The sequence below is a fragment of the Pseudomonas sp. NPDC089547 genome (genome assembly GCF_050280665.1).
Taxonomy (GTDB): domain Bacteria; phylum Pseudomonadota; class Gammaproteobacteria; order Pseudomonadales; family Pseudomonadaceae; genus Aquipseudomonas.
This window is the reverse complement of sequence record NZ_JBNNVS010000008.1, coordinates 131,565-146,945: the sequence shown is the minus strand read 5'-3', so window position 1 is coordinate 146,945 and position 15,381 is coordinate 131,565. Positions and strand designations below refer to the sequence as shown.

General features: G+C 64.3%; 13 protein-coding genes. 6 read left to right on the top strand and 7 right to left on the bottom strand.

All coding sequences use genetic code 11. The annotated features are described in order from the left end of the window. Window positions 1-19 precede the first annotated feature (19 nt). Window positions 20-1,219, bottom strand: coding sequence for an MFS transporter (locus ACQKPZ_RS08335; protein ID WP_427536852.1), 1,200 nt, complete (start codon window positions 1,217-1,219; stop codon window positions 20-22). A gap of 105 nt (window positions 1,220-1,324) precedes the next feature. Beyond that, complete coding sequence (locus ACQKPZ_RS08330) at window positions 1,325-2,230, bottom strand: LysR family transcriptional regulator (RefSeq protein WP_427536850.1); 906 nt, start codon at window positions 2,228-2,230, stop codon at window positions 1,325-1,327. 117 nt (window positions 2,231-2,347) lie between these two features. Here ACQKPZ_RS08330 and ACQKPZ_RS08325 point away from each other — a divergent pair, with 117 nt between their 5' ends. The 4 genes from ACQKPZ_RS08325 to ACQKPZ_RS08310 all read left to right on the top strand — a co-directional run bounded on the left by ACQKPZ_RS08325 (window position 2,348) and on the right by ACQKPZ_RS08310 (window position 8,384). After that, window positions 2,348-2,698 carry a cupin gene (locus ACQKPZ_RS08325; protein ID WP_427536848.1) on the top strand — a complete coding sequence of 117 codons (351 nt, stop codon included), beginning with the start codon at window positions 2,348-2,350 and terminating at the stop codon, window positions 2,696-2,698. Window positions 2,699-2,909: 211 nt separating this feature from the next. Next, window positions 2,910-5,327, top strand: a complete 2,418-nt coding sequence (locus ACQKPZ_RS08320) for a glucose/quinate/shikimate family membrane-bound PQQ-dependent dehydrogenase (RefSeq protein ID WP_427536846.1) — start codon at window positions 2,910-2,912, stop codon at window positions 5,325-5,327. Window positions 5,328-5,435: 108 nt separating this feature from the next. Continuing rightward, window positions 5,436-6,704 carry a carbohydrate porin gene (locus tag ACQKPZ_RS08315; RefSeq protein ID WP_427536844.1) on the top strand — a complete coding sequence of 423 codons (1,269 nt, stop codon included), beginning with the start codon at window positions 5,436-5,438 and terminating at the stop codon, window positions 6,702-6,704. A 177-nt stretch (window positions 6,705-6,881) separates the two neighbouring features. Continuing rightward, a complete protein-coding gene (locus ACQKPZ_RS08310) occupies window positions 6,882-8,384 on the top strand; it encodes an amino acid permease (RefSeq protein WP_427536842.1) in 1,503 nt (500 codons plus the stop codon). Window positions 8,385-8,498: 114 nt separating this feature from the next. Here the strand turns inward: ACQKPZ_RS08310 and argE are convergent, their stop codons facing one another. Together argE and ACQKPZ_RS08300 are read right to left on the bottom strand one after the other, a co-directional pair. Then, window positions 8,499-9,659 (bottom strand): acetylornithine deacetylase, encoded by a 1,161-nt coding sequence (argE, locus tag ACQKPZ_RS08305; protein ID WP_427536840.1) that lies wholly within the window; start codon window positions 9,657-9,659, stop codon window positions 8,499-8,501. Then, the gene (locus tag ACQKPZ_RS08300) at window positions 9,652-10,329 is read right to left on the bottom strand and encodes a DUF1028 domain-containing protein (protein ID WP_427536838.1); all 678 of its coding nucleotides are present in this window, start codon (window positions 10,327-10,329) and stop codon (window positions 9,652-9,654) included. The genes argE and ACQKPZ_RS08300 overlap by 8 nt, the downstream gene beginning before the upstream one ends. A 337-nt stretch (window positions 10,330-10,666) precedes the next feature. Between ACQKPZ_RS08300 and ACQKPZ_RS08295 the strand changes: the two genes are divergently transcribed. Together ACQKPZ_RS08295 and ACQKPZ_RS08290 are read left to right on the top strand one after the other, a co-directional pair. After that, window positions 10,667-11,986: a flavin-containing monooxygenase gene (locus tag ACQKPZ_RS08295; protein WP_427536836.1), complete on the top strand. Its 1,320-nt coding sequence runs from the start codon at window positions 10,667-10,669 to the stop codon at window positions 11,984-11,986. Continuing rightward, window positions 11,986-12,402 carry a RidA family protein gene (locus ACQKPZ_RS08290; RefSeq protein WP_016713864.1) on the top strand — a complete coding sequence of 139 codons (417 nt, stop codon included), beginning with the start codon at window positions 11,986-11,988 and terminating at the stop codon, window positions 12,400-12,402. The genes ACQKPZ_RS08295 and ACQKPZ_RS08290 overlap by 1 nt, the downstream gene beginning before the upstream one ends. Here ACQKPZ_RS08290 and ACQKPZ_RS08285 read toward each other — a convergent pair. The 3 genes from ACQKPZ_RS08285 to ACQKPZ_RS08275 are packed head-to-tail and all read right to left on the bottom strand — an operon-like array spanning window position 12,393 to window position 15,306. Beyond that, complete coding sequence (locus tag ACQKPZ_RS08285) at window positions 12,393-13,223, bottom strand: sugar phosphate isomerase/epimerase family protein (RefSeq protein WP_427536834.1); 831 nt, start codon at window positions 13,221-13,223, stop codon at window positions 12,393-12,395. The two genes, ACQKPZ_RS08290 and ACQKPZ_RS08285, sit on opposite strands and share 10 nt — an antisense overlap. Next, window positions 13,220-13,960, bottom strand: coding sequence for an SDR family NAD(P)-dependent oxidoreductase (locus tag ACQKPZ_RS08280; RefSeq protein ID WP_427536832.1), 741 nt, complete (start codon window positions 13,958-13,960; stop codon window positions 13,220-13,222). The genes ACQKPZ_RS08285 and ACQKPZ_RS08280 overlap by 4 nt, the downstream gene beginning before the upstream one ends. Then, window positions 13,957-15,306 carry an MFS transporter gene (locus ACQKPZ_RS08275; protein ID WP_427536830.1) on the bottom strand — a complete coding sequence of 450 codons (1,350 nt, stop codon included), beginning with the start codon at window positions 15,304-15,306 and terminating at the stop codon, window positions 13,957-13,959. Before ACQKPZ_RS08275 ends, ACQKPZ_RS08280 begins: the two co-directional genes overlap by 4 nt. Window positions 15,307-15,381 lie beyond the last annotated feature (75 nt).

The following is a 15,381-nucleotide window of genomic DNA, read 5'->3' as shown; positions in this document are numbered from 1 at the left end:
TACAGGGACCGCATGCCATTCAAGATCGGGGAGCTTTGGCCAGAAAAGCGATCAACGCCAGCCCCGGCAACCCCGCCCCCACCAGCGCCACCCCCTGCCAGCCAAACTGGCTGAACAGCGCACTGGCCACGGCCGACCCCAGCGCCCCACCCAGGAAGATGCTGGTCATGTACACCGCGTTCAGCCGACCGCGGCTGGCCGGATCCAGTGCATACACTTCGCGCTGGCCGATGACCATGTTCATCTGCACCGCAAAGTCCAGCAGCACGCCGGTCAGGCCCAAGCCAATCACGCTGTAGCCCGGCACCGTCAGGCCCAGCAACAAGGCAGCCGGTGCCAGCAACAGCGCCAGCAGCGATCCGGCCCGCGCATGCCCGGCGTCTGCCAGGCGCCCAGCCAACGGCGCAGCAACGGCCCCCACCGCGCCCACCAGGGCGAACACGGCAATCTGGCTCTGCGACAGGCCATGCTCACCCGCCAGTGCCATGGGCACCGCAGTCCAGTAAAGGCTGAACGCCGCGAACATCAGTGCCTGGTACAACGAACGCTGGCGCAGCAGCGGATAGCGGCGCAACAAGGTGAGCAACGACAGCATCAAACCGGCATAGCTGGCTTTGTGTTCGGGCCGCCGCTGCGGCAGGGTCAGGGCCAGCAGCAGGATGATCGCCAGCATCACCCCGGCAGCGCCAATGAACACCGCGCGCCAGCCAAAGTGGTCGGCCACCAGGCTGGACAACGGCCGCGCCAGCAGGATACCCAGCAACAACCCGCCCATGATGTTACCGACCACGCGGCCACGTTGCTGCTCCGGCGCCAGGTGCGCCGCCAGTGGAATGAGCATCTGCACCGCCACCGAACTGAACCCGATCAACAGCGCGTAGCCCAGGAACAGCTGGCCCTGGCCGCTGCTGCTGGTCCCCGCCAGCAGCAGGCTGACGCAGGCCAGCACCGCAGTGGCGACCATCAGGCGGCGGTTTTCCAGCAGGTCAGCCAGCGGAACCAGCAACAGCAGGCCCAGGGCATAACCCAACTGGGTGAGCGAAACGATCAGGCTGGCATGCTCGGTGGACAGCCCCAGGTCCGGGGCGATCAAACCGACGATAGGCTGGGCGTAGTAGATGTTGGCAACGATCGCGCCGCAGCAGAACGCCAGCAGCACGACCAGCGCCCGGCTCAGGCTGGTGGCTGCGGGCTGCGTGGCAGCAAGGGAGGGATTCATGCGTGGTTCCTCGACAAGGGGTGGTCTATGTCGGCTACGTTACCCATCTACGTCGTTGGCGAGAATCCGGCCTGGGCGCAATGCGGCTTTGCGCGCTGCGCAACGCTAAGCGCCGTGCTTCAGCAAATTTTCGCAAAAGTCTATGAAAGCATTCACCCGCCGTGAACCGCGGTGGTTGGGCAGGTACAGGGCGTTGATGCTGTCATTGGCCGTGCCAGGGCTGGCTCGCCAGTCGGGGAACACCCGCAGCAGGTGCCCGGCCAGCACGTCTTCGCGCACCAGCCAGTCGGCCAACAGGGCGATGCCGCTGCCCGCCAGTGCGGTTTCGCGCAACATGTCGGCATTGGCGCTGCGCAACGGCCCGGTTACGTCCAGCTCCAGGCTGTCCTGCCCACGCGCCAGGCGCCAGGGCCGGGCTTTTTGCCCATAGCGAAAGCGCAGGCAGGCGTGTTCCAGCAGTTGCCGAGGGTGCTGCAGCGGGTCACGCCCGGCCAGATAGACCGGGCTGGCCACCAACCAACGCTCAAAGCGACCAAGTTGGCGGCACACCAGTTCGTCATTGGGCGAAGGGTCGCCCAGGCGGATCGACAGGTCATAACGCCCGTCCAGCAGGTCATCCAGCCGGTCACTGAGGTCGATGTCCAGTTCCAGCGCCGGGTGCCGCGCCAAAAAGGGCCCCAGGTACGGTGCAATGACCCGCCTGCCGAACTCCACCGGCAGGCACAGCCGCAAGACACCAACCGGCTCCTCGCCACGGTCGGCAACACTGGCATCGGCTTCGTCCAGCGCCTCGAAAATGCCCCGGGCGCGCTCATAGTAACGGGCGCCGGCTTCGGTCAGGCTGACCTGGCGCGTCGAGCGGTTGAGCAACGTGGCACCCAACGTGGTTTCCAGTGCGTCGACCAAGCGGGTTACCGACGATGTCGCCAGCCCAAGCCTGCGCGCAGCGGCTGAAAAGCCCTGGGCATCGACGGTGGTCACGAACATCTTCATCGCCAGGAGTTTGTCCATCTGCTGCCCGTTTTCCAAATCTCAGAAAGTTCTTACAAACCGCAGGGTGGGTCAAGAAGCGCGCTACCCAGTAATCACGTCCATAGTGGAACAACTCCTGTTCACGCGAGGCTTCCCATGACACCGAACAACCTGCTGACTGCCCTGCCCCCCTGCGATCCCACCAGTGCCGAATGCGTAGACGAATTGCTTAGCCGCCCTGGCGTGCGGGTGGAGCGCATCGTTTCCAGCGGCCAAGCCAGCCCGCCCGGGTTCTGGTACGACCAGGCCGAAGGCGAATGGATCGTGCTACTCAGTGGGGCTGCCGGCCTGCGCTTCGAACACGAGCAGTACACCCGCTTGCTGGTACCGGGCGATTACCTCGACATTCCGCCGCACTACCGCCACCGCGTGGAGTGGACCGCGCCCGGCACAGCCACCGTCTGGCTCGCCGTATTTTACAGCAACAGCGCGCCATGGCCGGTGTAGGACAGCACAGTCGACGAAAGTATGAATGCAGGTTGACTAGCCTGCATGAACACCTCGTTTGATGCATTTTTAAGGACATGATCTAGACTTTTAGCCACACCTTCGCAAGTTCAGCCCTGCGACAATCAGCCTCACAAAATTATGTACCAACTTGTTAATTAGCAAGCTAAGGGCTTAGACTGCGCGCATTCCACCTGCTGAGATCCCTGGCATGAACGAAACACCGCGCGCCTCTGGCGCCACAAACATCATCCTGATCGGCCTGGGCGTGATCATCGCCCTGCTCGGTCTTCTCCTGGCTGCCGGCGGCGTCAAGCTCGCCGGCCTGGGCGGTTCCTGGTACTTCCTGATCGGCGGCCTGGCCATGGCCATCGCCGGTGTCCTCATCGCCCGCCGCAAGGCGGCTGGTGCCTGGCTGTACGCTGCATTCCTGGTCGGCACTGCGGTCTGGGCGCTGATCGATACTGGCCTGGTGTTCTGGCCGCTGTTCTCGCGTCTGTTCATGTTTGCCGCGATCGGCATGGTGGTGGCGCTGGTCTACCCGCTGCTGGCGCGTGCCAACGGCGCCAGCGCTGGCCGTGGTGCCTACGGCGTTGCCGGGGTGATGGCCGTGGCACTGGTGATCGCCGCCGGCAACATGTTCGTTGCCCACCCAAGCGTCGCCCCTACCGGCAAAGGGCCTGGCATGACCCCGGTTGAAGCCGGCAAAGAGCAGAAAGACTGGGCCCACTACGGCAACACCGAAGGTGGCAGCCGCTTCGCCGCGCTGGACCAGATCAACCGCGACAACGTCAACAAGCTGAAAGTGGCCTGGACCTACCACACCGGTGACGTGGCCATCAGCGATGGCAACGGTGCAGAAGATCAGCTGACCCCGCTTCAGATCGGCAACAAGGTGTTCATCTGCACCCCGCACAACAACCTGATCGCCCTCGATGCCGACACCGGCAAAGAGCTGTGGAAGAACGAAATCAACGCCCAGTCCAAGGTCTGGCAGCGTTGCCGCGGCATGGCCTATTTCGACGCCACTGCCGCCATCGCCCAGCCGACTCAGCCGAACAGCTCCCCGGTCGCCGGCGGCAGCGTACCGGCCGGTGCCAACTGCCAGCGTCGCCTGCTGACCAACACCATCGACGGCCGCCTGATTGCTGTCGACGCCGACAACGGCGAGTTCTGCCAAGGCTTTGGCAACAACGGCCAGGTCAACCTGATGGCCGGCCTGGGCAATGTGCCGGACTCCTACTACCAGCTGTCCTCCGCGCCGTTGATGGCCGGTACCACCGTGGTGGTTGGCGGCCGTGTTGCCGACAACGTCCAGACCGACATGCCAGGCGGCGTGATCCGTGGTTTCGACGTGATCACCGGTCAAATGCGCTGGGCCTTCGACCCGGGCAACCCGGAAGACCGCCAGGCACCGCAGGGCGACAGCACCTACGTACGCAGCACCCCGAACAGCTGGGCGCCAATGTCCTACGACCCGGCGATGAACACCGTGTTCCTGCCGATGGGCTCTTCGTCCACCGACATCTACGGCGTAGAACGCAACAAGCTGGACCACACCTATGGCGCTTCGGTGCTGGCCCTGGACGCCACCACCGGCAACCAGAAGTGGGTTTACCAGACCGTTCACAACGACCTGTGGGACTTCGACCTGCCGATGCAGCCAAGCCTGATCGACTTCACCAAGGACGACGGCCAGTCGGTACCTGCGGTGGTGATCGGCACCAAGGCCGGGCAGATCTATGTGCTCGACCGCGCCACCGGCAAGCCGCTGACCCAGGTCGACGAAGTACCGGTCAAGCCAAGCAACATCCCGAACGAGCCGTACTCCCCAACCCAGCCGAAGTCGGTGGGCATGCCGCAGATCGGCGCGCAGACCCTGACCGAATCGGACATGTGGGGCGCCACCCCGTATGACCAGCTGCTGTGCCGCATCGACTTCAAGAAAATGCGCTACGACGGCCTGTACACCGCGCCGGGCACCGACCTGTCGCTGAGCTTCCCGGGTTCGCTGGGCGGCATGAACTGGGGCAGCATTTCCACCGACCCGGTACATGGCTTCATCTTCGTCAACGACATGCGCCTGGGCCTGTGGATCCAGATGATTCCGTCGCAGAACAAAGGCGGTGCATCTTCCGGTGGCGAAGCGCTGAACACTGGCATGGGCGCAGTGCCGCTCAAGGGCACCCCGTATGCCGTGAACAAGAACCGCTTCCTGTCGGTAGCCGGCATTCCGTGCCAGGCACCGCCGTTCGGCACCCTGACCGCCATCGACATGAAGACCCGCCAGGTTGCCTGGCAGGTACCTGTCGGCACCGTTGAAGACACCGGCCCGCTCGGCATCCGCATGCACCTGCCGATCAAGATTGGCCTGCCAACCCTGGGCGGCACCCTGTCGACCCAAGGCGGCCTGGTGTTCATCGCCGGCACCCAGGACTTCTACCTGCGCGCCTACGACAGCAGCAACGGCAACGAAATCTGGAAGGCCCGCCTGCCAGTGGGCAGCCAGGGTGGCCCAATGACCTACGTCTCGCCGAAGACCGGCAAGCAGTACGTGGTGATCACCGCTGGCGGTGCACGCCAGTCGACTGACCGTGGCGACTACGTGATTTCTTACGCTCTGCCGTAAGACCGCGTCGCCTGCTTCGCGGGCAAGCCCGCTCCCACAGGTTCTGCCTTGATCCTTGTGGGAGCGGGCGCGCCCGCGAATGGCCCATAGACAATTCGAGACAACGCAATGCCATCCGCAATCCGCATCACCCCTACCCTGCTGCTGGCCCTGGCCAGCACCACCGCCTTCGCCAACGACGACCTGCTGACCCGCAGCACCCTGACCGGTGACTGGGGCGGTCTGCGCCACCAGTTGGAAGAAGACGGCGTGAAAATCACCGGCGACTACAGCGGCGAAACCGCCTACAACGCCCACGGCGGCCTGCACCGCTCGGCGCGTTACTCGCAGAACGTCAAGCTGGGCGTACAGTTCGACTTGTCGAAACTGTATGGCCTGGAGAACGGCGGCAAGGTCCAGCTCACCATCAACGACCGCCGCGGCAACAGCGCTTCGGAAGACCTGGTAGGCAACCGCCTGCCGATCCAGGAAAACTTCGGTGGCCTGTACACCCGCCTGACCGAACTGAGCTACGAGCGAACCCTGTTCACCCCGGCACTCAACGTCAAGCTGGGCTACATGGCCATGGGTAACGACCTGGGCGGCCTGGACAGCGGCATCCTGTGCAACTTCATGAACGCCGGCTTCTGCGGCCACCCGCTGAACATGTCCGGTGGCAGCGGCTGGACCAACTACCCCAACGCCCACCTGGGCGTGCGGGTGAAGTACGACCTGTCGCCTGCCTGGCAGCTGCGCGTGGCGGCATTCAACGTCGACCCCGAGAGCAATGGCAACTCCAGCCGCGCGTGGCACCTGGGGCCCAAGCACACTACTGGCACCGTGGTACCGGTGGAACTGGTGTACAAGCTGCAGGGTGAACTGCCGGGCGAGTACAAGCTGGGCTACTACTACGACAGCTCCGATGTGAAACGCATCGGCAGCGATGATGAAGTGTCCGGCCGCGGCGGCCACTACCTGCTGGTCGACCAGGCCGTGTGGAACGACCCAAGCTCGCCAGGCCGCAGCCTGCATGCCTTCGGCCAGTACTCGGCGTCGAGCAAGGCCGCCTCGCCGTTCACCAAGTGGTATGGCGCGGGCGTGGTGCTGTACAAGCCGTTCGAAGGCCGGCCGAAAGACACCGTGGCGCTGGGTTACGGCCGTGCCGTGCCCAACCCGCGTAGCCGCGATGTGCTGGAAGATGCCGCCTTCAATGCTGGCCAGCAGTTCCCCGACATCGACAGCGCCGAGCAGTTGATCGAGCTGAGCTACGGTTACCAGGCCACGCCATGGCTGAACCTGCGCCCGGATGTGCAATACATCATCGAGCCAGGGGCGTTCTCTGGGAAAGACATCGACAACGCGCTGGTGGTTGGCCTGCAGGTCAAGGCAACCTTCTGAATCGCCGGGGCCGCGCTGCGGCCCATTCGCGGGTGAACCCGCTCCCACAGGAACGGCGCTGGACTCAAGGGCTGCGCCGTTCCTGTGGGATCGCCGCCATTGAAAGAACGCTGTAACTGGCACACCCCCTCTCCCCGGTCTTTACTCAACCCTTCACTGCAAGGGAGAGCGAAGCCAATGAGCAGCGCAACGGAAGGCAAACTCAACGTCTGGTCGCTCACCGCCCTGGTGGTCGGCTCCATGGTCGGTGCCGGCATCTTCTCGCTGCCGGCCACCTTCGGCCGTGCCACCGGGGGCCTTGGCGCCATCATTGCCTGGTGCATCGCCGGCCTGGGCATGCTGATGCTGGCCTTCGTTTTCCAGACCCTTGCCCGCCGCCGCCCGGACCTTGACTCGGGCATCTATGCCTACGCCAGCGCCGGGTTCGGCAGCTACCTGGGCTTTGCCTCGGCCTTTGGCTTCTGGGCCGGCACCTGCATCGGCAACGTGTCCTACTTCATCCTGATCAAATCCACACTCGGCGCATTCTTCCCGGTCTTTGGCGAAGGTAACACCGTGGCTGCCATCGCCGTTTCATCAGTATTGTTGTGGGCCTTCCACTTCCTGGTCTTGCGCGGGGTACAACAGGCGGCAGTCATCAACACCATTGCCACGGTGGCGAAGATGATCCCGATCCTGGTGTTCATCGTGGTCATCATCGCCGCGTTCGACGGTGGGTTGTTCAACCAGAACTTCTGGGGCACCCCCATGGCCGGGCCGGCAGCCGACCTGGAGCACCTCGATGACTTTGGCCGGGTCGGGCATGCTGCGGCCGAACTGCTGCCGCCGGGCGAGTCGCTGTTCGAGCAGGTGCGCAGCACCATGCTGGTAACGGTGTTCGTGTTCCTGGGTATCGAAGGCGCCAGTGTTTATTCACGCTACGCGCGCAACCGCCGTGACGTAGGCATTGCCACGGTGCTCGGCTTTGTCGGCGTGCTGTGCCTGCTGGTGCTGATCACCCTGCTCAGCTATGGCGTGATGCTTCGCCCGGAGCTGGCCGGCCTGCGGCAGCCGTCGATGGCCGGGGTGCTGGAAGCGATTGTCGGGCGCTGGGGCGCGATCTTCATCAGCATCGGCCTGATCATCTCGGTACTGGGTGCGTACCTGTCATGGACCCTGCTGGCCGCCGAGGTGTTGTACTCGGCCGCCCACGACCAGGCCATGCCGGCCTTTCTTACCCGGCAGAACCCGCAACAGGTGCCCTCGGCGGCGCTGTGGCTGACCACTTTGTTCGTACAATTGTTCCTGTTGCTGACGTGGTTCACCGAGTATGCATTCACCTTGGCGCTGGAGCTGACAAGCTCACTGACCTTGATCCCGTATCTGTTGGTGGCGGCTTATGCGCTGAAGTTGGCGGTAAGCCGGGAGACCTATGAAAACGACACGGCCGAACGCGGCAAGGACCTGCTGGTGGCGTTGCTGGCAACCGCCTATGCGGTGCTGATGGTTTGGGCGGGCGGGATGAAGTACCTGCTGCTGTCGGCGGTGATCTATGGGCCGGGGACGGTGCTGTACATCATGGCGCGGGTGGAGCAGCAGCGGCAGGTGTTCAACGGGCTGGAGCGGGTGGTTTTTGCGGTGGTGGTGCTGGGGGCGGTGATTGCCGTTTATGGGTTGGTCAGTGGAGCAATCGAGATCTGAGTTTCAAGCTGATGGCCTCTTCGCGGGCTTGCCCGCTCCCACAGGGATCCCACTGGTCTCACGGACTGCGCAGTACCTGTGGGAGCGGGCAAGCCCGCGAAGAAGCCAACCCGATCAACCCTGCTTAAGGTAATCCACCAGCCTGAGCAGCATGGCATCACAGCCCTGCAACTGTTCGACACTGACAAACTCATCCGGCTTGTGCCCTTGGTCCATGCTCCCAGGCCCGCACACCACAGTCGGGATCCCCGCCTGATCGAACAAGCCACCTTCGGTACCAAACGCCACCGTACCGAATTCATCGGTACCACTGAGCAAAGCCACAAGCTGTGCCGCTTCGCTGTCGGCCGGTGTCGCCAGACCCGGATACGCACTCAACGGCTCCAGGCGAATGTCGCTGTCAGCGTGGACCTTGCGCATACGCGGCAGCAACTCCGCCTCGGCATACGTCTGTAACTGGTCGGCCACCGCCTGTGCTTCAAACCCCGGCAAGGCGCGCACTTCGAAATCGAACTCGCACTCGGCCGGCACAATGTTAAGCGCCCTGCCGCCTTTGATCACCCCGGTCTGCACCGTGGAGAACGGCGGGTCGAAGCGCTCGTCGTGATGCTGTGGCAAGGCCAGTGCATCACCGATATCACCCAACTTGCCGATCAGCTTCGCCGCATACTCGATGGCATTCACCCCATACGGCGCATACGCCGAATGGCAGGCCGCGCCATGCACCTGGCAGCGCATTGCCAGCTTGCCCTTGTGCCCCAGCACCGGCTTCAGTTCGGTGGGTTCGCCAATCAGGCACAGACGCGGCTTGTGCGGGCGCTGTTCCAGCGCGGCGAGCATCGAGCGTACGCCCAGGCAACCGACCTCTTCGTCGTAGGAGAACGCCAGGTGCACCGGCATGCGCAACGGCTGGGCGAGAAACGCCGGCACCGCTGCCAGCACCGATGCAATGAAGCCTTTCATGTCGGCCGTGCCGCGGCCATACAGGCGCCCGTCACGTTCGCTGAGCGCAAACGGCTCGACCGTCCAGGCCTGGCCGTCCACCGGTACTACATCGGTGTGTCCCGACAGCACCACCCCACCTACGTCACGAGGGCCGATGGTGGCGAACAGGTTGGCCTTGGTGCCCTCCGGGTTATGGAACAGTTCACTTTCCACGCCCAACCCGGCCAGGTAATCAAGGATGAAGCCAATCAGCTCAAGGTTGGAGTCGCGGCTGACCGTGGCAAAGCCCACCAGCCGGGCCAGCAGCGTACGGCTGGCAAAATCACTCATCGCCTGGCACCCCGTAGCTTGGCGCTGCGGTCGGGTTGAGGGCGCGGGTTACGTAATCCTGCATCTGCGGGCGGTACGCCTGCCACAGGCCATCGAGCACGCCGATCGGGTCTGCCTCGGCCCAGTCCACGCGCAGGTCCACCAGCGGCCAGGTCAGTTCACCCGCGATCTTCAATGCCGCCGAGTGCACCGGCCCCGCCTCACCACCAGCAGCCATCGCCGCGTGCATGGCGGCCAGCAAGCGGTCAGCCAGGTGCCCACCGGTCTGTTCAAAGGCCGCTACCATCGCTTCGATCACCTGGGTCGAAGACAACAGGTTACCCGCCGCCGCGCATTGCTCACCGGCCACGGCATTGTGCGTGCCCAGGGCCTCGCGACCGGTGAACAGCGCCACCTGACCATGGCTGTCGATCACTGTGACCTGGCGGTACTCGCTCCAGCCATTGGCGCTCAGCACCCGGTCCAGCACAGCAGCGGGCGGCAACTGCCCCTGCTCCAGCGCATCGAGAATCTGCGGCCCCAGCGCCGGCAAGGTGATGTTCTGCGTGGCAACAGCGCCAACCCCCGCACGTACCCAAGGGCAACGGGCGCCCACGGCGATGCTCGAAGAACTGATGGCGATGCCGACCTGGCCGGTTTCCTGGCAGCGGCCGATGATGGAGAAGGTCATGGTAAAGCTCCTGTTGTCCTGTGCTTTGCAGGCCATTCTGGGCGCAACCTTCTACCCCACGAAACCAACATTTTCCGAGGGGTTAGGCAGGAAAAAACTGTGCTGTGGCAGAGATCGCGCGCCGCCCGCGCGGCGCATCGCGAGCAAGCTCGCTCCACATTTGTTTCGGGCCAGTTTCTCCTGTGCGAGGCCACAGAATTCGAGGCCTTCGCCGTTTTATCGGCAAGCACCAGCTAAATACTATTTTCGTCATTTGTGCCGCATCCCTAGTCTGGCTCCAGGCAACGGCGGTCCTCCAAACCGACCTCACAAAAACCGCCTGAACAAGGGCTCGGACATGACACTGAACAACCTCGAAATCGACACCCTCGTCGTCGGCGCCGGCCAGGCCGGCGTGGCCATGAGCGAACACCTGAACAAGCTTGGCGTGCCGCACCTGGTGCTGGAGCGCAACCGCATCGCCGAGGCCTGGCGCACAGGCCGCTGGGACTCGCTGGTGGCCAACGGCCCGGTCTGGCACGACCGCTTCCCGGGCCTGGAATTCAACCTCGACGCCGACGCCTTCGCTGGCAAGGACCAGGTGGCCGACTACTTCGAGCAGTACGTACGCAAGTACAACCTGCCAGTACGCACCGGCATCGAAGTGAAGCGCGTGGTGCGCAACAGCGACCGCCCCGGCTTCACCATCGAGACCAACGAAGGCGTGATTCGCGCCAACCGCGTGGTCGCCGCCACTGGCCCGTTCCAGAGGCCGGTGATCCCGGCCATCGCACCGCAAGACAGCGACCTGCATCAGATCCACTCCGCCGCCTACTTCAACCCTGAGCAGCTGCCCGAAGGCGCGGTGCTGGTGGTGGGTGCCGGTTCTTCCGGCGTGCAGATCGCTGAAGAACTGATGCGCGCAGGCCGCCAGGTGTACCTGTCGGTCGGTGCCCATGACCGCCCGCCACGGGCCTACCGCAACCGCGACTTCTGCTGGTGGCTGGGTGTGCTGGGTGAATGGGACGCAGAAATCGCCAAGCCCGGCCGCGAGCACGTGACCATCGCCGTCAGCGGCGCCCGAGGCGGCCACACCGTGGACTTCCGTGCCCTCGCCCACCAAGGCATGACCCTGGTCGGCCTGACCCAGTCGTTCGAGAACGGCGTGGCGCGCTTCCAGGACAACCTGGTCGAGAACATCAACCGCGGCGATGAAAACTACCTGGCCTTGCTGGACGCCGCCGATGCCTACATTGAAAGCAACGGCCTGGACCTGCCGCAAGAGCCTGAAGCCCGCACACGCCTGGCCGACCCGGCCTGCATGAGCAACCCGCTGCGTGAGCTGGATCTGGCCAAGGCCGGCGTTACCAGCATCATCTGGGCCACCGGTTACGGCGTGGACTTCAGTTGGTTGCAGGTGGACACCTTCGATGCCAATGGCAAGCCCCAGCACCAACGCGGCGTGGCCCGCGAGCCTGGCGTGTACTTCCTTGGCCTGCCGTGGTTGTCGCGCCGAGGCTCGTCGTTCATCTGGGGGGTATGGCACGACGCCAAGCACGTCGCCGGCCACATCGCCACCCAACGCACATACCTGGCCTACCGCGACCGCGAGCAGCGCGAAGCGGATGAGCAGCAAGCCAACACGATCAGCAACGTCAGCACCCTCGGAGCCCACTGATGCCTACCCATACCCGCATCCGCATGTTCAACACCAAGGAAACCTACCCCAACCAGACCCTGGACAATGACCTGTGCCAGGCAGTGCGGGCCGGCAACACCATTTATGTGCGCGGCCAGGTCGGCACCGACTTCGAAGGCAAGCTGGTGGGCCTGGGTGACCCCCGCGCACAGACCGAGCAGGCGATGAAAAACGTCAAGCAGTTGCTTGAAGAAGCAGGCTCGGACCTGTCGCACATCGTCAAGACCACCACCTACATCACCGACCCGCGTTTCCGCGAGCCGGTGTACAAGGAAGTGGGCAAGTGGCTGAAGGGCGTGTTCCCGATCTCCACCGGGCTGGTGGTGGCCGGGTTGGCCCAGGCCGAGTGGCTGATGGAGATCGACGTGATCGCCGTGGTACCGGATCAGGCGTGACCGGCAACCTGCACGGCAGGTGACGACAGTCGCCTGTCGTGCAGCCAGGCGTGGGTCACCTGCGCCGCCGCTTGCAGCCGCTGCACTGCGGGCAAGCCGGCGGACGGCACCTCCACGCTGATGCACACATCCCCCGGCAACGCCGCCAGCAACGCTGCCAACGGCAGTTGCCCTTGGCCCGGCAGCAAGCGGCCCTCGCGGGCCTCCGGAATGATCAGCTCGTGCGCAGGTGCCAGCAGCGGTGCATCGCACAGCTGCACGGCACGCAGCAGGTGCGGGTTGATTGCGGCGATATCCGCCACCTGGCCACCAGAGCGGAACAGGTGCAAGGCATCGACCAGCACACCACCGTTGTGCTGCCCGGCCCCCGTCACCACCGCACACGCCTGTTGCAACGTCGCCACCGGCCGCCAGCGCATGAACTCCAGGTCCACCCGCAAGCCATGGCCATGCGCCATTTCACAAAGCGCTGCAAAGTTGCCGGTCAGCCGTGCAACATCGTCATCGTCACCGGACACCGTCAGGCTTGCCGCACCCAGTTCGGCACCGGCGGCTAACAGGGCCTGGTAATCCGCTACCCGGGTTTGCGGGGTAAGCGAGACAAACTCGATGTCCGTCACACGTACCCCTTCCCCTGCCAACACTGCCCGCAGCTCACGCATCGCCTGGCTACCGGCCGCAACCGGGTAGCCCAGCGCGCCCGGCATCACCGGGTGCAGCCGCAACCCCACCGCGCTGAAGCCGGCGCAGCGCGCCTGGCGTACCAACACTGACGGTGGCAGTTCCAGCGCCGTCAGGTGCGCCACGCCCAGGCCATTCAATAGGTCGCCCTCCCACCACTGAGGTCGAATACAAAGCCGGTGGTAAAGCTGCACTCGGGCCCGGCAATCCAGCTGACCATGTTGGCGATCTCCTCGGCCTTGAGGAAGCGCCCCATGGGGATCTTGGCCTTGCTCGCGGCAATATGCTCCGCTGTCATTTCGGCCATCAGCGGCGTCTCGACCATGGCCGGTGCCACGCAGTTGAGCAGCACGCCATCCTGCGCCAGCTCCTTGGCTGCTGCCTTGGTGAAGGCGATGACCCCGGCCTTGGCTGCCGAATAGGCCGAGATGTACTGCACGCCGTCCTTGCCGGCCATGGAGGCGATGTTGACGATACGCCCGTAGCCACGTTCACGCATGTGCGGGATGGCGGTGCGGCAGCAATAGAACACACCGTTCAGGTCGATGGCGATGACTTTGTCCCAAGCCTCTGGCGGGTAATCCCACGAGGCCACCACCGGGCCGTTAATGCCGGCATTGTTGACCAGGATGTGCACTTGCCCCACGCGCACCAGCGCCTCGGCGAAAGCCGCTTCCACAGAGGCCAGCGACGACACGTCCACCGCCTGGCGCAGCACTGGTTCAAAGCCGTTTTCTGCACTGTCCCAGCCGTCGACGGCGAGGTCCCAGATCACCACCTGGGCGCCTGCGCCATGCAGGCGCCGGGCGATCGCCAGGCCGATGCCACGCATGCCCCCGGTCACGATTGCGGTCTGGCCTTGCAGGTACTGGCTCATTGTTTTGCTCCATTTTCGACAGAAGGAATTTCCGGCAAGCGACGCAGGTCGCTGACCATGAACAGGTAGCACAGCGCACCCAGCACGGTGATCGACGACACGAACGCCAGGGCCCAGACGAACGAGCCGGTGAGCGACACGATGATGCCGATGGTCAAGGGGGTGACGATGCCAGCCGCATTGGCAAACAGGTTGAAGAGGCCGCCACTGAGGCCCAGCAGGCCCTTGGGGGCGATATCGGACACGATCATCCAGGCCAGCGCCGACATGCCCTGGGCGAAATAGGCGATGCACAGGATGGTGATGACCAGTGCATCGGACTCGACGTAGTTGGCCAGCACGATCACCGAAGCGGTCAGCAACCCGGCGATCACCGGCAGCTTGCGCGCCACGTTCAGCGAGTAGCCACGGCGCAGCAAGGCGTCCGACAACCAGCCACCCACCAGCGTACCCAGCGAGGCGGCAATGAACGGCAGCACCGCCACCCAGCCGACCTTGAGCCAGGGCATGTGCCGCTCGGTGACCAGGTAGGTAGGGAACCAGGTGAGGAAGAACACGTTGGTGGAGTTGCAGGCGAACTGCCCCAGGCAGATGCCCAGCATGTTGCGGTGCTTGAGCAGCGCTGGAATCTGCGACCAGCGGAATACCGTGGCTTTCTGCCCGCCATCGACCACCCCGCCACCGGCGGCGATGTAGTCCAGTTCAGCCTGGTTGGCCGTGGTCGACTCGTGCGGCTCGTGGTATTTGCGCCACCACACCAGGCCATAGAGGATGCCCATCAGGCCTACGGCCATCAGCAGGAAGCGCCAGCCGTAGGCGTGCAGCACCCAGAACAGCAGCGGCGTCAGGAACGCCAGCCCGGTGTATTCGGCAAAGGTGTAGATACCCGTCGCCCTTGCCCGCTCGCTCTGCGGGAACCAGGTAGCCACCACCCGGCTGTTGGTAGGGAAGCACGGTGCCTCGGTCACCCCCACCAGAAAGCGCATGCCCAGTAACGACAGGAAGCCCTGCGCCAGCCCTTGCAGGCCGGTGAACAGCGACCACAGTGTCAGCGCCAGCCAGTAAGTGAGTTTGGTGCCCAGCCGGTCGATGAGGATGCCACCCGGGATCTGCGCGGCAGCGTAGGTCCATGAGAAGGCAGAAAAAATCACCCCCATCATCGCCGCGTTCAGGCCCAGGTCGGCGCTGATGCTGGGCGCGGCAATACCCATCACGCTGCGGTCGAGGTAGTTGATCATGGTGCCACCGGAAATCAGCGCCAGGATCATGAAGCGGGTGCGGGTGCGTTGTTGCGCGCGTGCCGGGGTGTCGAACATCCCGAGGCTGGCGTTCTGTTCTGTGTTCATGACGATTGCTCTCTTGTTATTGGAATGGCAAAACCGGGCGCTTGAGGCAGTGCCTGCCCGTTTTCGTCCTTGGGG